We start from the raw sequence: 24703 nt of genomic DNA, 5'->3' as shown, positions 1-24703 counted from the left end.
CCGCGGTCGACGGGTTACCAGCCAGGCAAGCAGACGGGGAATACAGGCATGTCCAGCGCCACTACGGCGGCGTCATCCGCCAATTACCGCAGCTCCATCGTCATCATCGGCGTGCTGTTTTTCATTTTTGGATTCGTCACCTGGATCAACGGCCCGCTGATCGGCTTCGTCAAGCTGGCCTTCGACCTGGACACCGACGCCAAGGCGTTCCTGGTCACCTTTGCCTTCTACATGGCCTACCTGTTCCTGGCCCTGCCCTCGTCGCTGATCCTCGAACGCACCGGCATGAAGAAGGGCATGGCACTGGGCCTCGGCGCCATGGCCGTGGGCACGGTGATATTTGGCACGTTTGCAACAATGCGCAATTATCCCGCCTGCCTGGCCGGCCTGTTCGTGATCGGCTCTGGCCTCGCCGTGCTGCAGACCGCGTCCAACCCGTACATCAGCATCATCGGCCCCATCGACAGCGCCGCCGTGCGCATCAGCATCATGGGCATCTGCAACAAGGTCGCCGGCATTCTCAGCCCCATCGTCATCGGCGTGCTGGTGATGAAAGACGTGGGTGCGCTGGAAGCCAAGGTCGCCGCCGCGGCAACGCCGGCAATCAAGCACGAGCTGCTCGACCAGTTCGCCGCACAGATCTACTGGCCGTACATGACCATGGCGCTGATCCTCGCCGCGCTGGCCGTGTGGATACTGCGCTCGCCCTTGCCCGAGCTGAAGTCGTCGGAAGCCAATGCCGTCGATACCGGCGCCACCGCTGGCGGCAAGCGCAACGTGCTGCAGTTCCCGCATCTGCTGCTCGGCGTGCTGTGCATCTTCCTGTACGTCGGCGTGGAAGTGCTGGCCGCCGACGCCATCGGCACCTACGGCAAGAGCTTCGGCATTCCCAGCGAGGAGACCACGTATTTCACCGCCTTCACCCTGGCCGCCATGCTGCTGGGCTATCTGATCGGCCTGGCCACCATTCCCAAGATCATCTCGCAGGAGCGCGGCCTGGCGATTTCCGCCGTGCTGGGCGTGATCTTCAGCTTCGCCGCCTACCTCACCCACGGCTATGTCTCGGTCGGCTTCGTCGCCGCGCTGGGCCTGGCCAATGCGCTGATGTGGCCGGCAATCTTTCCGCTGGCCATCGCCGGCCTCGGCCGTTTCACCGAGAAAGGCTCGGCCCTGCTGGTCATGGGTATTGCCGGTGGCGCGGTGATTCCGCGCGTATTTGCCGTGTACAAGGACGTGTACAACTTTCAACTGGTGTTTCTGCTGATCGCCGTACCCTGCTATTTGTATATTCTTTTCTACTCGCTGAAAGGCCATTCGCTGGGCCGGCACGCCACCGCACCCGCCAAGACAGCACTGGCCTGAAGCCGTAGAAACACGCCACAGCGCGAGCGCCTGCGCGGCCGACCGGCCGGCGCAGGCGCCCGTGCGGCGCGCCGCAGTGTTCGACGCTTCTCTTCGCCTACGCCCAAAGGCGTCTGGCCTCCCGCACGGTTTCTGGTCACAATCCTGCCTGGTATGCGCCTGCGGGCGCCGACCGCGAACAGCAACCGCAGCACCTTGCAAGGCCCGCCGATGCGCAGTCCGACGATCAAAGACGTCGCAGAACGTTCCCAGGTATCGCTGAAAACCGTTTCCCGCGTCATCAACAACGAAGCGACCGTTCGCGAAGGCACCCGCAACAAGGTGCTGCGCGTGATCGCCGAAATGGGCTACCAGCCCGACCTGTCCGCCCGCAGCCTGCGCAGTGCGCGCTCCTACGCGCTGGGCCTGGTCTACGACAACCCCAATCCCTACTACGTCATCGCCGTGCAGAGCGGCGTGCTGTCGGTCTGCCGCGAATCGGGCTACGGCCTGCAGATCCACCCCTGCGATTCCAACTCGGCCAACCTGGCCGGCGAACTGGTGCACCTGGCGCGCCACTCGCGCCTGGCCGGCCTGGTACTGGCGCCGCCGATGTCCGAGCGGCTGGAACTGATCCGCCACCTGCGCGCCAACAACATTCCGGTCGTACGCATCATCTCCGCCGCGGCCGATCCACAGGACGGCTTTCCCTGCGTCTACGTCGACGACCGCGACGCGGCCTACGACATCACCAAGCACCTGATCCAGCTCGGCCACCAGCGCATCGGTTTCCTCTGGGGCGGCGAAGCCCACCGCTCCAGCCCCGAGCGCTACCGCGGCTACGAAAGCGCGCTGAAGGACTACGGCATCGCGCTGGACAAGAAACTCATCATCCACGGCGACTACAGCTTCGACGACGGCTTCCGCGGCGCGCGCAAGCTGCTCGCGCTGAAGGAACGGCCCACGGCCATCTTCGGTTCCAACGACGAAATCGCCGCCGGCGTGCTCGCCGCCGCCAAGTCGTCGGGACTGGAAGTGCCCTACGATCTCTCCATCGCCGGCTTCGAAGACAGCCCGTTCTCCAAGCAATCCTGGCCAACCCTGACCACGGCCAAGCAGGCTACCGAGGAAATCGCGCGGCATGCCACGCAGCTGCTGATCTCGGAAATCGACCGCGAAGAAAACGACGTCGAGAAGCTGACCGTCGTGAGCAACAAGGGGTTCAGCCCGCAGCTGGTGATCCGCGGATCGACGGGGCCGGCGCGGGCGGCGTCCTAGCTCGACTCGGGGCAATCCCGATGACGATCCCGTGCCTGGCCTGCGCCTCCGCCGTGGTTCGCGCGCAAGCCGAACCGGCGTCCACGGAGCGATTTGTCTGCCCCGCGTGCGGCGAAGCCATGGATGTGCGCTGCAACTACGACGTCGGCTTGCCACGGGTCACGACGTACCTCGGGCGCTATGCGACCAGCGACAAAATCACGCCCGCCAAAGCCTTCATCCTGCTCAAGCGCATGCTTTCGTCCTGCACGCATTTTCAGCCCAGCCGGCTCGAAGCCCACTATTCGCAGAACGACGCGGTCTGGAATCTCGGCAATTTCAGTCTGTCCGAGGTGGAACGCATAACCGCGGAATCCGCGCGACGCGGACTCGACATTTCATTCGTCGAAGCGGCGGCCTGAGAGCAGGCGCCGGAATTTCCAACCGCGCCCCCCATGGCCAGCAACAGCACCGGGCTCAGGTCGATCGCCTCAGGCAAACCGACATCGCCGCCATCGAGCGAGGGGAATGAACTTGACCCTGCGCACCCCTACGAACGCCGCTGGTATCGCCACACGATCAGTGCGCCAACCGTCACGACCACGGCAACCAGCGCGCACAACACGATCGTCAGGCCACCTGCGGTAACAAACATCAGCAAGGCCATCGACGCGAGAAACTCTAACAGATCCATTCTTTTTCCAACTCCCCTGCGCGAGCACGGGAGTCTGGAGATAGCCGCTGCGCACCGCAAGCCGGATGGCGTCAGACAGGGCGGCGGCCTTACGGGTGAACCTTCGCGAGCGACAACGAATTCCAAAGCGGCAACGCAGCCAGGTTCACGGTGATCCCGCAGCCTCAGTGCTCGTCGTCTTCGTTGGGAACCAGAGACACGAGATCAGACCCGCTCGCCGCCCGCGTGTATGGCAGCGAGATGTCGTGTGCGGCCAGCGTCTTCTGATCGTGCAGCAACCGGTCGAGCAACTGCCCCTGCAGCTCCTGGGCCGCGTAAAGCAGTTCTTCGTCCTGAATACCCAGCTGCTGCACGCGCAGAGAAAGCGTCTTCGCGTTCTCGTGCAGGATGGACAGCGAATCGCCTTGAATCACGACGCCCGGAAAACTCCGCCCCGGAACGCGGACAATCGCATTGTTTGAAGCTTCGGAGTACAGCTCGATTTCAACCGTCTTCATGATAGGCGCTGATATCTTCGATGAGTCAGAGGGCAGGGTAACGCGGCAGTGTGCTCGCCGTTATCAAGCCCGAACAATTCGCCTGGGCTGTGCGTGCTGGACGTGTAGCGCGCTCGTGCTTTCGCTTCGATCGCGTCTGGCACCGGCATGTTGTCGCATCGGATGACTGAAAGCGAACCGGCCGCATTCATCGTCCGGAGTGGTTGAGCAAACGTACCTGTTGGGGGCTGTCTGATTTTTTGTGTTCGAGGTGCTGTTGTTAGGCGTCTGCCGATGCCGGCGCTAGTCCGGCCGCCCGCGTCGCATCGACCAGCCGGGATCCGACGAGGCGGAATCCGTCAGGCCTGCGCAGTGGTTACCGTTCCATCGGCCCGCATGGTGTGCTGACTGCCGTTGCCCCAGACGATTTGTCCGATGATGCGGTTGTATTCGGCGACGAATTCCTCGCGATGCGGCCAGCGCTGAAAGCAGTCGCAGTGCATTGCCGCATCCGAATAGCGCCACAGCGGATGGGAGGGATCGGAAATGAAATGCGAGGTTGCCACGAGCTCGTGCTCAGTGACGATCACCTCGCCGCACAGTGCGCAGGCGCTTTTGCCGAGTATCAGGATTGCCATCTGCGCTACCTCTGTAAGACCGCTGTCACCGACCGGCGGGACTGCCTGAAATTTTGTGTTCCGGGCGCTGTTGTCAGGTCTGTCGATGCCGGCAGATCGGTACCGGATATTGCATGGCAGATCGAATGGAACGCTCGCCAGGTGCGCGGCTTCGCAGAAGTCTCGGTGCTCGTGCTGCGTGAGGTTGTGGCAACCGCCGCGTGGGCACGCAACGATCGTGGGTTCAGAGGTATGTCACGGGAAAGTCGCGCTGCGCAAAGCCTATCGGCAGGCCGGTCTGTCGGCTCACATTCATGACCCGGCAAAAGCACCGCAGGAGTACGGCGTGTGCATAGACGCTGGCGATGACGTTGGCTACCGGGTCCAGCCCACGCTCGGGATCGTAGTTCAGCAGGGCGTGAATGCTCGGACCGGAAATCACGTCGGATTGTCGAAATTGCGAGGCCCAATCGTCGTCGGTGCGAGTAAACGACTGGCAAAGAAAGACGTCCGCCGAAGACGCCTCGCTGCCGTCGAAAAAATACTCGCAATACAGCGCGGCGATATCGCTGCGATGAATGGCGCGTTCAATCGCCAGCTCCAGTGCAGCCTGCAATCCGGCCTCGAAGGCGCGGGTACCTCCGAGGCAGGTGTCGATTTCCCGCACGACATCACGGGGACACACCGCCTCCAACGGAGCTCTGAGCGCCGCGACGAGATTGTCTAGCGGGCGCCACTCACAATGGTGCTGGCAAAGCGTCTCGAAAAAGCCGGACGCCTCGTCCCAACGATGCGCATGCGCCAGGCGTAGCAGTTCGGCCACCGCGAGTGAGGTCTTCTCGTCGTCGGCGGCCATCCTGAACTGCCACAAGCGCTCGAAGACGTCGGCACTGATGACGGCTACGACAAATTCTTCGGGGTCGTTGATGTCCGGCGGCGGGATGGGCACGTCACTCAGCCCCGTGCCGGGTGTGTGCTGGTGTTCGGTGGCAAAACCTATGCGGCCGTCCGGGAAATAGTCGAGCTTGCGGATTTCGTAGCGCTGCGCGTCGATCTCCGAGACGGTGCGGATCGAGTAGTCGGCGCTGTCGTGCTTCCACGCGACGTCAAGGTATTCCATAGCCTCACAGCCTCCGGTTATGCGAAGAAATTCTAGCGCCTGAACGCGCAACGGTAAGGCAGTTGCGCCGTTCAGACTACAGACCCCGCTCGATTGAGTTCCGCCGCCACTCCCTGAGGTCCCGGCGATCCTGCATTGGCTGCTGGCGATTCCAACTATGTTCCGTTCGTGTTCCAGCCCGCAATGCGCCATGGCCAGGCAGGCATTTGGCGCGGGCAGCCTCGAATCGCCCTATGCCTCGAAAAAAAATGATCGAGTTCGGCGCTGGAGTACGCGTCCACATCGAAGCCCCTCGCCGAGTCCCGCACGCGTCGAGGTCAACTCCCGATGCCCCCCCTGCGAGGACGCCATGCGTGATCCGAGGAACTGCTCATGAAGCACTTGCCCATACCCGCCACGCTGTCGCTGCCGCACGTGACCGCCAGACGGCAAGCCATGGCGGTCCGGACCAGTACAAGTACAAGCCTTCAACGCGCTGCGGAACGCCCACGCAACACCGCCGGCAGCGTGATCGACTGGCCCGCGTTGCGCAGGAAGCTCACCCGATCCTCGGCCTGGAAAAGCTGCGGTCCGTCCACGCGGGAGTCAGGACGAACCAAGGTGCCGGACCGTAGTGGACATCCGGTGATCGCGCCCTCGGCGCGTCATTCATGCCCCTATTCCCGCGGTTGGTCCCAAACACCGTGGAAGCGGCAATTGCGCTGGCGTTGAATGCCTTTCGCCGGCAATTGCCACAGAACCACCGAGCAGGCAGCGCACGACTTCTGTGCAAGCCGCGACAGGTCGTCGTCAAAGCGAGAACGTATGCGAACACATCATCCGACAGCTGCTGTGCCGATCGCGGCGCTGCCGCTCGAAGCGGCACATGCCAGTGTCTGCTGCGCGTGGCCCCGCGAGAAGCTGACGCGCCTAGCGCGTACTGCCGCTCTTCGCGTCATGTCGCGGCCAGATTGCCTGTTCACTTATCCACTAACAGCCAGCATCCGCAGCGGGATGCCGACGCCTTCAGCCGCGGGTGCACGCAAGCCCGACAGCGCTCTCGCCGGCCCCATCGAAACCACTCAAAGTTGACCTACCCGTGCAAGCATCCTCTTCGCCTCACCTGTCCGTCGTTCCGAAGAACAACGCGGAGGATGGCAGCCGCCGCCTCGACCCCGCGCTCGAAGGCTTCATCCTGCTGGCACAGTTCCATGGTGTAGCGGTCGACGCCCGCCAACTCCTGCATGAGCATGGACAAGGCGATGCGCCGTTGAACATCACGGTATTGCTGCTCGCCGCCAAACAGCTGGGCCTGAAAGCCCGAATCGTCACGCAGCCGCTGGAACGCATCGGCAAGGTGGCCCTGCCTGCACTGGCGCTGCCCGCGGATGGCACTGCATTCATCGTCGCCCGCGTCGACGAGGCCGGCGTGCTAGTCCACGACATCGCAGAGCAACGGGCGAGAACGATGTCGCGCGAGGAGTTCGAGTCGCGCTACGACGGCCGCCTGCTGCTGATGGCATCGCGTGCATCGGTGGCGAACACGCTGTCCAAGTTCGACTTCACCTGGTTCATTCCTGCAGTGATCAAGTACCGCAAGGTGCTGGGCGAAGTCTTCATGGCATCGCTGTTCCTGCAGCTGTTCGCGCTGTTGACGCCGCTGTTCTATCAGGTGGTGATGGACAAGGTGCTGGCGCACGGCGCGATGACCACGCTGCACGTCATCACGATAGGACTGATGTCGATGGCGGTGTTCGACATCCTGTTGACCGGCCTGCGCACGTTCGTCTTCTCGCATACCACCAGCAAGATCGACGCCGAGCTTGGCGGGCGCCTGTTCCGGCATATCCTGGCCCTGCCGCTGTCCTACTTCGAATCCCGGCGGGTGGGTGACTCCATCGCCCGGGTACGCGAGCTGGAAAACATCCGCAACTTTCTCACCGGGCAGGCACTGACCTCGGTGCTCGACCTGCTGTTCACCGTCGTCTTCATCGCGGTGATGATGTACTACAGCGTCTGGCTGACACTGATCGTCGTCCTGTCGCTGCCGGTCTATGCGCTGATTTCCTTCGCGATCACGCCGTTGCTGCGCAGGCGACTCGACGAAAAGTTCAAACGCGGTGCGGACAACCAGTCCTTCCTGGTCGAAACCGTCACCGGCATCGGCACGGTCAAGGCGCTCGCCGTCGAACCCCGCGCCACCCGCACCTGGGACAACCAGCTGGCCGGGTATGTCGCGGCCGGCTTCAAGGTCACGCGGGTCGCGATGGTCGGGCAGCTCAGTGTGCAGTTCGTGCAGAAGCTCGTCGCCATCATCGTGATGTTCTTCGGCGCCAAGCTCGTCATCGACGGCAAGCTCTCGCTGGGCCAGTTGATCGCCTTCAACATGCTTTCCGGACAGGTGTCGGCGCCGATCATTCGCCTGGCCCAGTTATGGCAGGACTTCCAGCAAGTCGGGATTTCGGTCGAACGGCTGGGCGACATCCTCAATACACGCACGGAGCTGCCGGGCAGCCGCATGGCGCTGCCGCCGATCCAGGGGCGCGTGACGTTCGACGGCGTCGTCTTCCGCTATCGCGCCGACACAGCGCCCGTGCTGTCGGCTATCGATCTGGATATTGCCGCCGGCGAAATCATCGGCATCGTCGGACGCTCCGGTTCGGGCAAGAGCACGCTGACCAAGCTGGTGCAGCGCCTGTACGCACCGGAGCGCGGGCGCGTGCTGGTCGACGGTCACGATCTCGCGCTGGCAGACCCCGCCTGGCTGCGCCGGCAGATCGGTGTCGTGCTGCAGGAGAACTTCCTGTTCAACCGCAGCATCCGCGAGAACATCGCGCTGTCAGACCCGGGCATGCCGCTGGAGCGGGTCATCCATGCCGCCAGGCTGGCCGGCGCGCACGAGTTCATCGGCGAACTGGCCGAAGGCTACGACACCACGGTCGGCGAACAGGGCACGGGGCTGTCGGGTGGGCAGCGGCAGCGCATCGCGATTGCGCGCGCACTGGTGGGCGACCCGAAAATCCTGATCTTCGACGAAGCCACCAGCGCGCTGGACTATGAGTCCGAACATGCAGTGATGGCCAACATGCGTGCGATCTGCAAGGGGCGCACGGTGCTGATCATCGCCCATCGACTGTCCACCGTCCGGCATGCCCATCGTATTGCAGTGATTGAGAAAGGCCGCATCGCCGAATGCGGTACGCCGGCGGAACTGCTGGCCCGTCCCAACGGCCTGTTCGCCCATCTCAACCGCCTGCAGCAAGGCGGAGGTGCCGCATGAAGCACACCCTTCTGGCCATCAAGGACATGCTGTCGCGCTATGGCGCCATCGTGCGCAGCGCCTGGACTGGCCGCCACACCCTGCAGCGACCGCCGCTCAGCGGCGATGAGCGCGCCTTCCTGCCCGCGCATCTGGAACTGATCGAGACGCCCACGTCCCCGGCCGCGCGCTGGTTCATGCGGATCGTCATGGCGTTCTTCTGCGTCGCGCTGCTGTGGGCGTGCCTGGGAAAACTGGACATTGTTGCGGTGGCTCCCGGCAAGATCGTGGTCGGCTCGCGCACGAAAGTGATACAGCCGGCGGAATCCGCCGTGGTCAAGCAGATCCTGGTGCGCGACGGCCAGACCGTGAAGCGCGGCGATCTGCTGATCGAACTGGATGCCACCGGTACCGGCGCGGACTACGCCAAGGCCGGAGAAGCACTGATCAATGCACGCCTGGCAGAACTGCGCCACACGGCCATGGCCGATGCGCTCGACCACGGCCGCGCTCCGGTACTTGCGCCCGACCCGGAATTGCCGCAAGCCTTGCATGCCTCGGAGCAGCGCCTGGTACGCAGCGAACACGAGGCGTATCGCGCGCGCAACGAAAGCCTGGTCGCTGCCATCGCCCAACGCCGGGCGGAACTGCAGACCACGCAAGGCAGCATCGCCTCGCTGGAAGAAAGCGCGAAGATCGCGCGATTGCGCGTAGCCGACTATGCGCAGCTGCTCGAACGCAAGGTCGTGAGCCGTCACGACTACTTGCTGCGCGAACAGGAACGCATCTCCGCCGAGCGCGATCTTGCCGTACAACGCGACCGGATCAGCGAGCTGAAATCCGCGCTCGATGGTGCACAGGAACAGCAGCGCGTGCTCGCGGCCGAAATGCGCCAGCAGACCCTGGACGGCCTGCGCCAGGCGCGCGAACAGGTGGCACAGCTCGCGCCCGAAGTCAGCAAGACCGGACAGCGCAATCAGCTGATGCAACTGCGCGCGCCGGTCGACGGCACGGTACAGCAGCTGGCGATCCATACCGTCGGCGGCGTCGTCACGCCGGCACAGCCGCTGCTGGCGATCGTGCCCAGCGACGACGCGCTGGAAGTCGAAGCAACCGTGTTGAACAAGGACATCGGCTTCATCCGCACGGGCCAGCACGTGGCGGTGAAGGTCGAGAGTTTTCCGTACACGCGCTTTGGCTATCTCGAAGGCACGGTCGAATCGATCTCGCACGACGCCGCGCAGGACGAGCGTCTGGGCGCCGTGTTTCCGGCACGGGTCCGCTTGAAGAACGCACACCTGAATATCGATGGCGTGCGCGTGGCGATGACGCCGGGCATGAGTTTGAGTGTGGAGATCATGACCGGACAGCGGCGGGTGATCTCGTACCTCCTGAGTCCGATCCAGAAGGGATTGTCTGAGTCTGCGAGAGAACAGTGATGCACGACACCAAGACGAAGTCTGGCCGCAGCGCCACAACAGTGCTCGCTCGAGCAAGGGAAAAGAAAAGCTGTTTCCTGTGAGCCCCACCCGGTGAATGCGGCTGCAGATCCATTGTGTGAGCAATTATTGGCAGTGCTGATAGGCGCCGATGCTGCCCCATGACATCCGAAATTCACCAGACCGCCGGAATGGCAACCGCTTCATGAGAACCGCGCTCCGACGTCCGGAGAAGAATGACGGCTCGGCAAAGCGGAAAACCGTCACACACACTAATTGATAGAAGGAAATGTCGTGGAAAATTCTTTGCAAAAGAAAGCCGTAATGCTGGCTTCCGAGATCGCGGCCGTTCTCAGCAGCATTCAGCAACAGGAGCTCGTTTCCAGAGGGCTTACGTTTCAGTCGACCAACATTCCACCCGCCGAAATGCTGGAGATCATGCGCTCTGTCACGCAGAAGCAGCTGGATGTCATCCAATTTTATGAGGACAGATTTCGCGATACCGGCGACGCCACGCTACTTTCGCTTGTTACAACCTGGAAACAGTCCATTGCGCAGGACCTGAATCTGCTCATTCCTGAAGCGGATTTGGAGTTGAACAAGGCAAAGATCCTCTCTTACGTCTCCAAAAATTGGGATGCTCTCGAAGGAGCCAGGATCATCCATATCGAGAGCAAGGCTCTTTCTCGCTCGTTGGGCGGCGCCGCCACTGTGGGTATTGCCGCGTGGAAAGCCTCAGAGGGCGACTTGTCCGCCGCCTACGCGTCCATGATGATGGGGTTTGTGGCGATCATTGGCGGGTCTATTGCTGCCGCGGCTGGCGCAGCGGTGGGCGCACCTGCCGCTTTTATCGCAGGCATGACTGTGCTGATTGGCTGTGCTGCCGCTTACGTAACTGAACCGTTGGATTCCTGGCTGGAAGACAATTACCCGGTCGTTTTCGACACAGACCTTTTCCAGATAGAACCGCTTGAGTACGGAGATCACCAGCGCGTAGTCACCCGGATGATCGCCGAGGCGATCGGCGAGAGGGGACGTGCTCACCTGCCTGCACTGAACGACTACATCAATTTCGGCACCGTTGAGAACGACATCTTGCAGAGAGACGTCTATGACGGAAATCTCAATGGACGAACGTTCCTCTACGGCGATAAAGGTAACGACGACCTGATCGGCGGAAGCAACGTGGATTTCCTCAGGGGAGGCGAAGGGAACGACACCCTTCACGGCTTCGAGGATGACGACACGCTGGTTGGCGACAGCGGCAACGATATTCTCTATGGCGGGGAAGGAAACGACACACTCAAAGGTGGAGACGGCTTCGACAACTACGAGTTCGATCTGGCCGACTTCGTTGATGGCAGTGTCGATACCGTCCAGGATTCCGATGGCGATGGCGGCTTGAGGATCGGCAGTGATTCACTGTCGCTGACGACGTTCGAACGCACGGGCGAGGGTACGTGGGTCAACGAGATCGGCGTTGCTGTATTGGCTTCCGCCAATGGCGGATCGGGCGTTACCTTGACCCTGACCCACCTCGAGTCCGGCGCGCGGATCGTGGTCCAGGACTGGAGCATCGGCGAACTCGGTATCACGTTGCCGGGATTTGGCGACCCCATCATCCCACCGCCCACGCCAACGCCGACGCTGACCAACAACGACGATATCTGGTCGTCTGCCTCTGAGGCGGACTTGGCAGTCATATTCTCCGACCCGATGGATCGACTGGCGTTCCTGCGATCCAGGGACGTCGACAATGCCGTCGTCGCCGGCAACGGCAACGACATGGTCTACGCCGGTGCAGGAGACGACCGGATTCGTGCAGGCACGGGCGATGACTGGGTCGAGGGAGGATCCGGCGACGACATCATCAGCGGCGGCAGCGGCAACGACATCCTCCTGGACAGTGGCCGAGACGACTATTTCGGTGCGGCCTCGGGCGCCACGCCGGGCAATCAAGAAATCATCGACCAGCTGGAACTAATCACCGGGTGGCGCGAAGACAACCAGACCCCGGACCTCATCACGTCGTACTTCTCCGCCGGCTACGGATTCATTGCCGGTGTACGCGGCAATGCCCCTGTCAACGATGCGCGTGATCTTCTGCACCGGCTGAACCTGTACGTCACTGACCCGGCGACGACACGCGTCAGCGGCGTGTTCGCAAGCGGGAGCGACCGGATCGATGCGGGCGACGGATCCGACGTCGTGTACTCCGGCGACGGCAACGACCTGATCGACGGCGGTGCCGACAATGACCTTCTGATCGGCGGGCATGACGACGACGTGATCGACGGCGGCTCTGGCCATGATCTGATTCTCGGCGATCTCGTCTACCGCGAGGTGGACGATGTCTCGTACAAGGACAACGTCTTCCAGAACGGGAATCTGGCGGAACTCTGCGCCGATCCACCTATTCCTGCCGGCGCGCGCGCCAATGGAAATGACACGCTGAATGGCGGTGCTGGCAATGACCTGATCATCGGCGGCGGTGGCAAGGACCGCATTTCCGGCGATGAGGGCGACGATGTCATTCACGGCGATGACGAGATCAACCGCGAAGGGCTGGTGCCGGATGACGACACCATCAATGGCGGCGCAGGCAATGACTCCGTTATCGGTGGTGCCGGCAACGACCGGGTCTGGGGTGATGCCGGCGATGACTTCCTCCAGGGCGACTATCTGTACACGGCGCAGACCCAGGGCCAGCCGGGCTCTGCGCAGGGCGATGACGAACTGCACGGCGGCGATGGCAACGACGCCATCGTCGGCATGGGTGGACACGACACCCTCTACGGCGACGCGGGCAACGACATCATCAACGGCGATCACTACTCCCTCGCCGAATCCGAGCACGGCGAAGACGTCGTCTATGGCGGATCGGGCAACGACCAGATCGCCGGCAACGGCGGCAACGACTTCCTCAATGGCGACGCCGGCAACGACATCATCCTGGGTGAGAAAGGCGACGATGTCATCGCTGCAGGCGACGACGATGACCAGGCCGAAGGTGGCGACGGCGACGACACGCTGTTCGGCGGCAGCGGCAACGACAGGCTCCGCGGCAATGACGGCATCGATACCCTCAACGGCGATGCCGGCAACGACAAGCTGTTTGGCGAGGCCGGCAACGACCAGCTGAGCGGCGGAGACGGCGAAGACGAGCTGAGTGGCGGAATCGGCAACGACACCCTGTCGGGCGGAGACGGTGACGATTTACTCGGCGGCGAACTCGGCGACGACTTCCTGGAAGGCGGCAACGGCAACGACACGCTCGATGGCAGCGACGGCAACGACACCCTGGACGGTGGTGCCGGCAACGACACGCTGGATGGCGATGCCGGCGACGACATTCTTCGTGGCAACGACGGCAACGACAGCCTGTACGCGGCCGACGGCAACGACACACTGGAAGGTGGCCGCGGCGACGACGTGATGGACGGTGTCGGCGGCAATGACCTGTACCTGTTCGACCAGGGCTGGGGCAACGACACGATCCAGGGCCTGGGCGCGGCCCATGCCGGCGCCGATACGATCCGCTTCGGCACAGGCATAGACCCGGCAACGATGCTCGTGAGCATCAATTCGACGGGAGCCCTGGTACTGCGCACCCCCGATGGCACCAACACGCTGGTGCTCGATGCGTTCTTCAGCCGCACGGACGCGAATCATCGCATCGAGTTCGCCGATGGCACGGCCTGGACCACGGCCAGCCTGCTGCAGCGCTTCGCACCGCCCTCCGGTGGCGTCGGCACGGCATCGAACGATGTCTACGTGGCCGGAACCGGTGCGGACACGCTCAACGGCGATCTGGGTGACGACGTTCTCATCGGCGGCAGCGGCAACGATGTGCTCTACGGCGGCATGGACAACGACTACACCGGAGCCGCCACGGACAACGATGCCCTGTTCGGCGGCACCGGCGACGATACGCTCGATGGCCAGCGCGGCGACGATTTCCTCTACGGCGAAGACGGCAACGACACGCTGCGTGGCGGGGATGGCGTCGACCAGCTCTTCGGCGGTGCGGGCAATGACGTGCTGGACGCCGGTGGGTTTTTTCCGGCGAGTGTCGGCCTGATCCAGGAGACGTCCAGCGACCTGCTGCTGGGTGGCGAAGGCAACGACACGCTCATCGGCGGGCTGGGCCAGAACACCTACGTTTTTGGCGCGGGTTTCGGTCACGATCAACTGCAGCTGACGGAAGCGCTGGGGTATCTCGCGCAGCACGGCCATCCGTCAGAAACGGCAGTGCTCCGGTTCCTTCCCGGGATCAGCGCGTCGTCGCTTTCCTTCAGCCTGGCCGGCAATGACCTGGTCATCGACAGCGGATCGGACCGCCTGACCATCGTCAACTTCAACACGCGGGAAGGGGCATCGATCGAATTCCTGTTCGATGACGGCAGTGTGCTGAGCCCGGCGCAGAGTGCGATGTTCGCGACGCGCATGGGCACGTTGCGAGCCGACACCCTCGCGGGCGGCAGTGGCAATGACACCTTCGACGGCGGTGGCGGCGACGACACCTTGCGGGGTGGTGGTGGCAACGACCTGCTGATCGGCGGCGCCGGCATGGACAAGCTGTACGGCGGATCCGGCGACGATGTCTTCCGCTACGGGCTGGGCGATGGACGTGACTTCATCTATGGCGGCCCGGCGGACGGCGCAGGTTTCGACACGCTCGAACTGGGCAGCGGCATCAACCAGAGCGATGTGACGCTCTACCGCTCGGCCTCCTCGCTGATTGTCGTCATCAATGCGACCGGCAACTACGTGCAGACCGGTTGGATGGCTGGCGCCACAGACCAGGCGGTCGACCTGATCCGCTTCGCCGACGGCAGCACGCTGACGGCGGCACAGATCGAAGCATTGTCACTGCCGGAACCTCCACAACTCCAGTTCTACGGCGACGGCACCAGTGCCACGGTCAACGGCAATGGCCTGTCGAACGATTTTATCGGCAACGCATCGAACACCTTTGCCGGCGGCGCCGGCGATGATCGCTACTTCGATGTCGGACAGGGCAATGTCATCGAACTCGAGGGCGGCGGAACCGACACGGTCTACAGCGACAGCCTGTACATCGCCCTGGCAGACAATGTGGAAAATCTCGTGGCAACCGAATGGGGCGACACCTACTACCCCACGCCGCGGACCTTCATCGGCAATTCCCTGTCGAACATCATCGATGTCAGCGCCGGTGGCGCGTATCCCAGCGGTTACCGCCTGGATGGCGGCGCGGGAGCGGACATCCTGATCGGCGGCGTGTCCAACGATACCTACGTGCTCGATTCCGCGAGCGACCAGGTCATCGAAGATCAGCGATACACGTCGATCGATACCGTCGAAACCGGTTTCAGCTACAGCATTGCCGACCGCTCCGAACTGGAGAATGTGCGGCTGACCGGAAGCCAAGCCACGACGGCGACGGGCAACCGGTTCGACAACCATCTGGATGGCTCTGCATCGTCCGGCGCCAATACGCTCACCGGTGGACTTGGCAATGACACCTACGTGGTCGGCGCGGGCGATGTCGTCGTCGAATCGGCAGGCGAAGGCAGCGATACCGTGGTCTACGAAGGCGATGGCACCGGGTCGTACTCGGCGTCGCTCTACGCGCATATCGAGCAGTATCGCCTCGGCGAATCACTGGGCAATTCGTCGCTGACCGGCACGTCCGGCAACGACGATCTGGTCGGCAATACCGCGCAGAATATCCTCGACGGCGGTGCCGGCAACGACACACTGAGCGACCGCTTGAACTGGACCAACTACAACGACGACGACCAGCTGCTGGGCGGTGACGGCAATGACACACTGATCAGCATGCGTGGCAATGACCTGCTGGTGGGCGGCCGCGGCAATGACCGGCTGAGCGGCAACACGGCGACATTTGTCTTTTCGCGCGGCGATGGACACGACACTATCGTCGGATCAGGCAATGCAGGCACAGCCAGACTGCGTTTTGACGCAACGGTCGCACCGGGACAGGTCCATCTGTCACGCGTCGGCGATGCACTGGTGATCGATATCGGTAACGACAGCGTCGATCGCATCACGATCGAAAACTACTGGTCGGATGAGACGATCGTGTCGCCCGTGAAATTCATCGAGTTCCTGGACAGCCAGGGCGTCACGCAGGAAAGCTGGACGACGGCAGCGGTCATCGGCCGGCTCAATGCCGTTACGCTGACCGGCACCAGCGGCGACGATACGCTCACCGGCGGAAGCGGTTATGACACCCTGCTCGGCAACGGCGGAAACGACCGCCTGGAAGGGGGCGCTGGCGACGATACGCTCGACGGCGGTGCCGGCAACGACACGCACGTGTTCAACGGCGACTTCGGCAGTGATCGTGTACTCGGCCTGGATGCGGCGAGTTCTGGCATCGACGTCATTCAGCTCGATGCGCCGTACACGGCTGGCAACGTGTCGTGGCAGATCAACGAGAACGACGACCTGATCCTGACCAGCTTCAATGGCAGCACGGTCGGCACTGTGACCTTGGTGGGTTTCATGCGGGCGGGTGCGCCGGCGCACGAGGTTCGTCTGTCGGATGGCACCGTCTGGACCAGCGCGTCGATCCGCGCGCAGGCGCTCACAACGACGCCCGGCGACGACTATGTCAATGGATTCGGCAGCGACGACACCATCGACGGTCTTGCAGGCAACGACGTCATCCTCGGCAACGGCGGCAACGATACCCTGCGTGGCGGCGATGGTGCTGACGAGGTTTATGGCGGCGTGGGCAACGACCACCTGTACGGTGATGCGGGCGACGACAGCCTTTCGGGCAACGACGGCAGCGACATTGTTGAAGGGGGTGCGGGCAATGACACGTACTACGTGAACGATGCGCTCGATCTTCTTGTGGAGAATGCCGCGTCCGGCACCGATAGCGTCTACGCCACGGTCGATCACACCCTCGCCGCAAATATCGAACGGCTTTATCTGGTCGACAGCGCCGTACGCGGCACCGGCAATACGCTGGCCAACCGCATCGAAGGCAATGAGCTGAACAACGTGCTCGACGGCGGCGCCGGTGCCGACACGCTGATCGGCGGTGCCGGCGACGATACCTACGTCGTCGACGCCACCTCGGATGTGGTGACCGAGTCGACCGGCAACGGCATCGACACCATCCAGACCTCCGTCACGCTGCCGACGCTGGCTGCCAATGTGGAAAACCTGACCCTGACCGGCAGCAACGCCATCAACGGCACCGGCAACAGCCTTGCCAATACCCTCACCGGCAACGCCGCCAACAACACGCTCAATGGCGGCAGCGGTGCCGACACCCTGTCGGGCGGCGCTGGCGATGACATCTACGTCGTCGACGTCATCGGCGATACCGTCAACGAGCTGGCCAATGAAGGCAGCGACACCGTCCAGGCGGGCTTCAACTACACCCTCGCCGCCAATGTGGAGAACCTGTCGCTGACGGGCAGCGGCAATGTGACCGGCACCGGCAACGCACTCAACAATCAGTTGTCGGGCAATTCCGGCAACAACACCCTGACGGGCGATGCGGGCAACGACACCTTGAACGGCGGTGCGGGTACCGACACGCTGATCGGCGGCACGGGCGACGATACCTACACCGTCGATTCGACCACCGACACCCTCACCGAGCTGGCCGGCGAAGGCACCGACACGGTCAGCAGCAGCGTCACCTTCGACCTCACATCACGCAACAACATCGAGAACCTGACCTTGACCGGCAGCAACGCCATCAACGGCACGGGCAACAGCCTGGACAATGTCCTGACCGGCAACAGCGGCAACAACACGCTCAATGGCGGTCTCGGCAACGACGTGCTCGATGGTGGACTGGGCAACGACACCCTGGCCGGCGGCGCGGGCGACGATACGTACCACGTCAATGTCTCCACCGATGTGATCAACGAAGCCAACGACAGCGGCACCGATACCGTGAATGCGGCGGTGTCGTTCAACCTGTCGCTGACGGCAAACCAGTACATCGAGAACGTGACGCTGACCGGCACCGCCGGCAACAGCGCCACCGGCAATGCGCTGGCCAACACGCTGGTCGGCAACAGCGGCGCCAACGCCATCAGCGCCGGTGCCGGCAACGATATTCTCGATGGTGGCACCGGCGCCGATACCTTGACCGGCGGAACGGGCAACGACAGCTACCGGATGGCACGCGGGCATGGCATCGATACCGTGATCGAGACCGATTCGACCGCCGGCAACTACGACATCGCCCGGTTCCTTTCCGGCGTTGCCTATGACCAGCTGTGGTTCAGCCGCCCGAGCGGCAGCAACAACCTGGAGATCAGCATCATTGGCACCACCGACAAGCTGGTGATCAAGGACTGGTACCTCGGCACGCAGTACCGTGCCGAAGAGATCCAGGTAGCCGATGGAAACCGCTACCTGCTGGCCGCCGACGTGCAGACACTGGTCAATGCCATGGCCGGCATGACGCCACCGCCAGCCGGGCAGACCACGCTGACCACCGCCCAGCGCGACGCGTTGACGGCCGCATTCACGTCGGCCTGGAAGACGGGGAGCGGTATGTCCAGCGCAGACGAGGTCACCGTATCCGCCGAAACCCGTGCGGCCGCCAAGCCGCTGCACGTGCAGGATTCCGCCGCGCTCACGCACGGCCCTGGGGCCAAGGAAGGCCAGGGCGATCCGGCACCGCTGTCCGGGAACGTCATCGACCCTGCAGCACCGATTTCCGGCGACAGCATCCGTGAGCGCCCGGTGTCCGCAGCGCTGTGGAACGGAGAATTCCGCGTCCACGACGGATTCGATGCTGGGTCGGCCGACGCAGCGAACGCGCGCTCCGCGCCAGTGCGGGCCACGATCACCAATGACGACCGCGGGCAGCACCGGGGACGCGATGCGTCGATGGCGGATCGTGCTCCGATCTACCGCGAAGGCCGCCGGCCGCTTGCGGCGCTGGACACCGCGATGGACACCAGCACCGACCGGCGGCGCCCGATGGAATGCGGGGAGGCTCCGTGGGCGCCCTTCATTACCAAACCGCTGCTGGAAAACGCCCCGGTCGCTTCCCACTGCCAGCGACTGATCGACCTCATGGCGCTCTCGCCTGGCGGTGCGGGCGCGTTGGACATGCGGCCGATTACAAGCTACCCGTCGCCGGACACCTGGGTAGCGTAAGCGGGTTACGCAAGGGCCGGCTGCTGCCGGCCCTTGCGTGCAGTGGCGGTTGTGCGGCATCGCCTGCCGATGGTGGGCGGCGCTGTGTGGGTAGTCGCAGTGCCGAGGCGTTTCGCCCCGCACGTTGACCGGGCCGGCACGGCTTGCGGTTTTGCAGCAGCGGGGCCAGGCTCACTTTCATCGCGTCAGGCGGAGCTACGATGTAATCATCGAGCGGCCGGAAGTTAACCTGATACCGCTCGTCTCGGGCGACCAACTCAGGCGTGCTTCGGCTGGCAAGCCGCAATGGCGTCACCCAACCGGTTCCTCCAGTAGTGCGATTCGCCCCTTGCCGGTTCGCCGCACTGGGCGTCCAGCGCCAGCAATGCCGGCAGCAGGGCGGGGGCAGCCAGCGATTCCGCAGCGTGCAGTTCGAAGACACGGCAGTCCGGCTTCAGGCGTGAAATCAGGTGAGGAATTACGTCTTCGTCGCCACGCGCGGCCAAGCCTTTCAGTGCTTCGCCACACACGTGTTCGTTTCTGTCGTCGATGTTGCGCCAGAGTGCCGCGCGGACTTCCGGCGTGTCGGCCTCGTGCATCTCGCCCAATGCCCAGGTCGCGTAGTCGCGCACATCGTCGTCTTGGTCGGCCATCAGGCGCAGCACTGTGCTGATGGCTGCGGGTTGTGCATAGCCGGCGAGGGTGAAGGCAACGCCCCAGCGAACAGTGTCGCTGGCATGCGTCGACAGCCGCACCAAGTCGTCCAAAGCGGCAGGATGATGGCGATGGGAAAAACCGGTTACGGCAGCAGTAATGACCTCGGGATGTGGGTCGTGCAGGCCGGCAAACGACAGCGTGTGGCAGGCATCGGTAGCGTATTCGACACACCGACCGCGCTCACGCCGGAACAATTGCGACACGATTTACAGGCCCAGCCCACGTCGGCGCCAACCGCTGCTCCTGAACAGATTGCGGGCCAGCTCCAGCGTTTGCGGCGATCCGCGCATTTGCAGCTCCGCAATGGCTTTCGAGCTGTCTTCCGTCGACCAGTGTCGCACTGCGATGCGAGTCAGATGTTGCAGTGACGCTTTCTGAAATCGGGTTTTGCGTAGTGTTTTCATGAGTTCGCCCGGAGAACGCAAGCAAAGCGACTTTGTAGTCTTCGATTGAGTGTAAGTTAACCGGACCCCGTTCATCCCAGGAATAGCGGTGGCACCGGCGGTGAGAGATTTCGGACTCTGTCGACACATCTGAGCCGACGCATTCGGGGAGGTGACGCGATGATTCGCAGATTCTTGCGGCTATCTGTTTCTATCGGGCTGCTGGGAATTCTTGCCGCCTGTGGAAAGGCGCCGGAGCCCGCGCAACCTGCGGCCGCTGCCCCACCATCCGCGGCGAAGATCATTACTCCACCCGTGGCAGCAGAATCCGTCGCCGCCACGCCGGAGGAGGCACCGCCCGCGCCGGCCAGCATCGAACCGCGCGGACCGGATTGCGAGGCGATTCTTGCGGCAAAACCCGCGGCAATCGACATTGCCGGGCTGTACCTAGGCATGACGTTGAATGAGGCGCTGACTCACGTGCGTTGCCGCTTGCCGAAGTCGACGATCGAGCTGCACGAGGATTTCCTCAGCGGCGTTTCTGTCAACGGAGAGGCGCTGGGGCCGCAGGCATTCATGGCACGGGAAGGCGTCAGCAGTCCATGCCACTACAACTTCTACTTGGGCGGCGGCGACAAAGACTGCGAACCGAATGGGCGACAGTGGTTCCTTGATGAGCGCGTAAAGGTCGCCACGCCCGGCTTGCACGGCAAGGAGACCGTGACAGCAATCTGGCGTTCGCAATACTACGACGATGGCGAGAGACCGTCGGTGAATACCGTGCGCGCCGCGCTGCGCGAAAAATACGGCGCACCTCAATTCGAGAGTGGCAGCAAGAACAGCGACCGGCTGGTCATGGCCTGGGCGATGGACACCAGCGGCACCGCATTGAGCAAGGCGAATCCGCTGCTGGAAGCCTGCGTGCAGTCCGGGCTCAACGCCGATGCGATGCGGAGCCAGGGATGGCGTGCCGGCTGCGGCCTGACTATCCAGGCACGAATCGACCGTGAGCCGTTCAACCATGACTTGGTCGGCGTTCTGCATGTCGCGATGATCGACCAGGACAAGCTGTTTTCCCTGGGTAGGACGATGCAGGAACGCGCCGAAACACTTGCTCGCGAGCAGCGCGAGGCAAAGCTCAGAAAGGCTGATGCCTCCAAGGTGGATTTGTGAACCCTGTGCGCCGGGGCTTTGCCGGCATTGGCCTGCCGGGCATCTGGGCCGTACTGGTCTGCATGACGCTGCCGGCATGCGGCGGCAATGCTGACGCACCGGCATCTGCGGCGAAAAAAGCCGACGATTCGTCGACGAAAGTTGTACCCGCCGACGCAGGCTCTGCCACTGCGGCGTCCGCGGAGTCGGCGACAGCTCCGCTACCGGCCACAGTCGCATCGCCACCGCCGGCTCCGCCGCCATCCGGGCCGCCCGCAGGCGCTCCGATTCCCGTCGCCGCGGAGAAGCCGGCAGGGAAGTCGCTGGGGACAGGCACGCTGTCCTATCCCGACGACTTCCAGATAGAGCTTCTCGTCGACCGCATCCTCGGCAGGAACCCGCCATTCGATGATTGGGCTGCCGCTGCAGTTTCCCGGCGAGAAGCCGACGAATTTACCGACCGGGAACGGCTGCTGGCCGAGGCGCGCAAGCCGTTCGAGGCCATGTTCGCCGCTACCGCCGACATCGGTGTCTTGCGACTTCGCCTGCGCAGCCAGTTCAGCCAGTACGATGCGGACCGCAAGATTTATTACCTCACGGCGTTCTCGCCCGGCAATACGCTGACCTTCCGAAGCGGCAAGTACAGCGGCGAGCAGGTCACGTTGCAGCTGGACAACCTTTCCCAGGCTCAGGCATGGCCGATGGAGCCAGCGGCGGCGCAGGCACTACTGAAACGCCATCCGGGCCGCACGGTGTCGCTGGACGTCACCGTCGATCTTACCGGTGCACAAATGCGCAGCTCGGGACCACAGCTAAACGGGCGAATCCGCACATTCGATATCCACGGCAACGATCAGCTGATAACGACACGAGAACTTTGACTTCCCCAGGAAGACGAAAGCCGCGGCACCGGGCCAGCGCCGGTCGCGACACGACGTTGCCGCATTTAAAACAAACACGTTTGTGAGAACGAGTTACGGCCCATGCGCTCGGCTTCCACCCTTCAGCCAACGTAGCGGCGGCGATGCTTGCGCCGCCAGTTGGGTCGAAGAAAACATACGCGTCAATCGAACGAAAACCGGGCACTAGCGCGTTCCGTTATCGTACGCAGGCATTGCACATACGATGTATCGAGCCCATACGGGAATTGTCGTATCGGCCTGACCCAAGGGATCGGCGGATCACCGGCCCCTCCCCGACCTCGGAATTCCGATCCTGTTGGGTCATGTCGATAGGCGCGTTGCGGTCAATGTTTACAATTACGCACTTTCCTCACGCCTGAGCAGAACGAAGTCTTCAGCAGTCTCGTTTGTGTAATGAACCAAGCCACCAAAGTCTGTGTCGACCATGATGCCCGTGCCGAGATAGGCCCAGTCAGAGCATCCAGGCAGATATTTGCTCGTGTCCATCGAGGCGATCACTCGCCCGCGATAGCGTCCGGCAATGAGCAACCAGTCGCTGGGCTCGATATCGGTGCCGTCTCCGAATTTCATAGGGCGTTCTGCTGTTGTCGACGAGCGAATACTCTTATTGGTAGAGCAGCGCGCCGACATTCCGCGGTATCTGGTCGGTGGTCAGCTCGGCATGGCAGCGAGTGCAGGTCCACATGTCATGAAACCGACGTCGACGCAGGCCGCCAGTTCGTCGAGCGCTGAAAGGGTTTGCATGGATGACTGCACCGCGATCGAACCGCGCTGCAATGCGCTTGTTGGGAGCACCGCCTACCAGCGTAGCGCGGCGGTGTGCCCGGTGAAATGCAAGCCCGGACAATTCGCCCGCAGCCGTCCTTGCATGACGCGTACCGGTCAGTTTTTTTCGATCGCGCCATGTAAGCCCCCCCCTTCGAACGCGGCTCGTTATCCCGGTCGGTTTCTTGGGGCGAGTGTGCAAACTGGATCAAGCTCGTGTCGTCGGATGACTGAAAGCGAACTTGCCGCGCCCATCATTCAGATTCGAAAACGGTGGCGCTCACTCGAACCGACCGGTGAAAACCAGATCCATGTCCAGCACCAGATTGGTGAAGGGGCCTTCCGGCGCCAAAACCCGTCCGCCGGTTGCCGCATCCCGCATAGACATCGTGATGAATTTGATGGGGTAGTACAGCGGTGCTGTATAGGCTTCCCTGCTCGTCAACTGCACACGGCACGTGACGGCCTGCTGCACCGGGATATCGGGTAGCTGGAACTGGTAGCCACCGTTGAAGCAGAAACCGCCGCCCGGCATAGGGCCAACGCAACCGTTGCGAAGGCTTCCGCTCATCTCAAAGCGCAGAGGCATCAGCAGGCAGAACCCCGCCGCGGCCTGCGATAGCGCTACTGTCGACGACTGCTGCACCGTGATCGTCAGCTCGTTCTGCGCGCGACCATCCGGAAGCCAACGTACTGAGTCCTGCCGCACATCAAGCCGCATATCGGGCACAGCCCCGAAGCGCAGTCCGACACCGCCACTGGCCGGCCATCCGTTGCTGTTCATGGGCGTTACGTCGACCGACAGATCGTTGATCGAAGAACCGGCGCGATGAACGGAATAGGCACACTCAAGATCGCCGCCAGCTACCGTCGGGTCGAACGTGACGCTGGCTCCATACGACTGGGGCTCCAGCGCCGGACACCCCGCCGACGCGCCGACCCGACTGACCTCGTATTCCCCATCTGCCGCATCCGCCGAATAGACACGCGCCCAGACAGGCCACTCCGATTGAACGCGTAAGCGCAGCGTGCCGGTTTCGCCTGGCGCAAGCCGCGTTGCCGACCCGGTCACCGCCGTGAACTGGACCTGCTGGGCAAGCGCGACCGGGGATGCAACAAGAACGACAGCAGCACAGGCGAATCGTATCGACGGCAGCATAGGGAACAGGCTCAGCGGGGTAATCCCTGAGCTGACGCGACTGGGCGGGCCAGCCCCCAAGGAACGCCGGCTGCTGCGAGCAGGAACGGGCGCTGGGCCACGCTTCATGGCGCCAGGCGAAACTGTGCCGTTGTCCTTGAGCAAGTGGAAGGTAACCTGACCCCAAGTAAGCGTCCGGCGCCGCCACATTCTCGAACCCGATCATCAGAGCAATGCTTGTCGCTCACCTTCTCGGAGCGCCAAGCGTGCAAGCATCGAAGACCGAAGCCTTCTGGCGCCGTCACGTTGAAGCG

The 24703-nt window shown here is 63.0% G+C and carries 15 protein-coding genes; 8 read left to right on the top strand and 7 right to left on the bottom strand.

Annotation, left to right across the window (positions count from 1 at the left end):
• Positions 1-48: 48 nt before the first annotated feature.
• From DFR29_RS05700 to DFR29_RS05690, 3 genes are all read left to right on the top strand, one after another.
• Positions 49-1362 carry a sugar MFS transporter gene (locus tag DFR29_RS05700; protein ID WP_133817625.1) on the top strand — a complete coding sequence of 438 codons (1314 nt, stop codon included), beginning with the start codon at positions 49-51 and terminating at the stop codon, positions 1360-1362.
• Positions 1363-1572: 210 nt separating this feature from the next.
• The gene (locus DFR29_RS05695; RefSeq protein WP_133817624.1) at positions 1573-2619 is read left to right on the top strand and encodes a LacI family DNA-binding transcriptional regulator; all 1047 of its coding nucleotides are present in this window, start codon (positions 1573-1575) and stop codon (positions 2617-2619) included.
• A 119-nt stretch (positions 2620-2738) separates the two neighbouring features.
• Entirely contained in the window at positions 2739-3020 is a 282-nt protein-coding gene (locus DFR29_RS05690) for a hypothetical protein (protein ID WP_133817623.1), read from the top strand.
• Between the two features lie 128 nt (positions 3021-3148).
• Here DFR29_RS05690 and DFR29_RS29020 read toward each other — a convergent pair whose 3' ends face one another.
• The 4 genes from DFR29_RS29020 to DFR29_RS05675 all read right to left on the bottom strand — a co-directional run bounded on the left by DFR29_RS29020 (position 3149) and on the right by DFR29_RS05675 (position 5505).
• Entirely contained in the window at positions 3149-3292 is a 144-nt protein-coding gene (locus tag DFR29_RS29020; RefSeq protein WP_166653898.1) for a hypothetical protein, read from the bottom strand.
• 164 nt (positions 3293-3456) lie between these two features.
• A complete protein-coding gene (locus tag DFR29_RS05685) occupies positions 3457-3789 on the bottom strand; it encodes a DUF6959 family protein (RefSeq protein ID WP_133817622.1) in 333 nt (110 codons plus the stop codon).
• A 338-nt stretch (positions 3790-4127) separates the two neighbouring features.
• Positions 4128-4406: a hypothetical protein gene (locus DFR29_RS05680; RefSeq protein ID WP_133817621.1), complete on the bottom strand. Its 279-nt coding sequence runs from the start codon at positions 4404-4406 to the stop codon at positions 4128-4130.
• Between the two features lie 223 nt (positions 4407-4629).
• Positions 4630-5505, bottom strand: a complete 876-nt coding sequence (locus tag DFR29_RS05675; RefSeq protein WP_133817620.1) for a DUF6881 domain-containing protein — start codon at positions 5503-5505, stop codon at positions 4630-4632.
• Between the two features lie 1102 nt (positions 5506-6607).
• On the opposite strand from DFR29_RS05675, the gene DFR29_RS05670 reads away from it, so the two are divergent.
• From DFR29_RS05670 to DFR29_RS30295, 3 genes are all read left to right on the top strand, one after another.
• Entirely contained in the window at positions 6608-8764 is a 2157-nt protein-coding gene (locus DFR29_RS05670; RefSeq protein ID WP_133817942.1) for a type I secretion system permease/ATPase, read from the top strand.
• The gene (locus DFR29_RS05665; RefSeq protein ID WP_133817619.1) at positions 8761-10182 is read left to right on the top strand and encodes an HlyD family type I secretion periplasmic adaptor subunit; all 1422 of its coding nucleotides are present in this window, start codon (positions 8761-8763) and stop codon (positions 10180-10182) included. The genes DFR29_RS05670 and DFR29_RS05665 overlap by 4 nt, the downstream gene beginning before the upstream one ends.
• Positions 10183-10476: 294 nt before the next feature.
• Positions 10477-19332 (top strand): calcium-binding protein, encoded by an 8856-nt coding sequence (locus tag DFR29_RS30295; protein ID WP_166653897.1) that lies wholly within the window; start codon positions 10477-10479, stop codon positions 19330-19332.
• A gap of 257 nt (positions 19333-19589) precedes the next feature.
• On the opposite strand, the gene DFR29_RS05655 is transcribed toward DFR29_RS30295, so the two are convergent.
• Positions 19590-20231, bottom strand: a complete 642-nt coding sequence (locus DFR29_RS05655; RefSeq protein ID WP_166653896.1) for a HEAT repeat domain-containing protein — start codon at positions 20229-20231, stop codon at positions 19590-19592.
• A gap of 360 nt (positions 20232-20591) precedes the next feature.
• Between DFR29_RS05655 and DFR29_RS05650 the strand changes: the two genes are divergently transcribed.
• Together DFR29_RS05650 and DFR29_RS05645 are read left to right on the top strand one after the other, a co-directional pair.
• Positions 20592-21584: a hypothetical protein gene (locus DFR29_RS05650; protein ID WP_133817616.1), complete on the top strand. Its 993-nt coding sequence runs from the start codon at positions 20592-20594 to the stop codon at positions 21582-21584.
• Positions 21581-22444 (top strand): hypothetical protein, encoded by an 864-nt coding sequence (locus DFR29_RS05645; protein WP_133817615.1) that lies wholly within the window; start codon positions 21581-21583, stop codon positions 22442-22444. The genes DFR29_RS05650 and DFR29_RS05645 overlap by 4 nt, the downstream gene beginning before the upstream one ends.
• A gap of 378 nt (positions 22445-22822) precedes the next feature.
• Here DFR29_RS05645 and DFR29_RS05640 read toward each other — a convergent pair whose 3' ends face one another.
• Positions 22823-23056, bottom strand: a complete 234-nt coding sequence (locus tag DFR29_RS05640) for a hypothetical protein (RefSeq protein ID WP_133817614.1) — start codon at positions 23054-23056, stop codon at positions 22823-22825.
• A 475-nt stretch (positions 23057-23531) separates the two neighbouring features.
• On the bottom strand, positions 23532-24410 hold the full coding sequence (locus tag DFR29_RS05635; protein WP_133817613.1) for a hypothetical protein: 879 nt from the start codon (positions 24408-24410) through the stop codon (positions 23532-23534).
• Positions 24411-24703 lie beyond the last annotated feature (293 nt).

Source organism: Tahibacter aquaticus (genome assembly GCF_004363655.1).
Classification (GTDB): domain Bacteria; phylum Pseudomonadota; class Gammaproteobacteria; order Xanthomonadales; family Rhodanobacteraceae; genus Tahibacter; species Tahibacter aquaticus.
The sequence above is the reverse complement of the archived record's forward strand: the minus strand, read 5'-3'. Positions and strand labels throughout refer to the sequence as shown.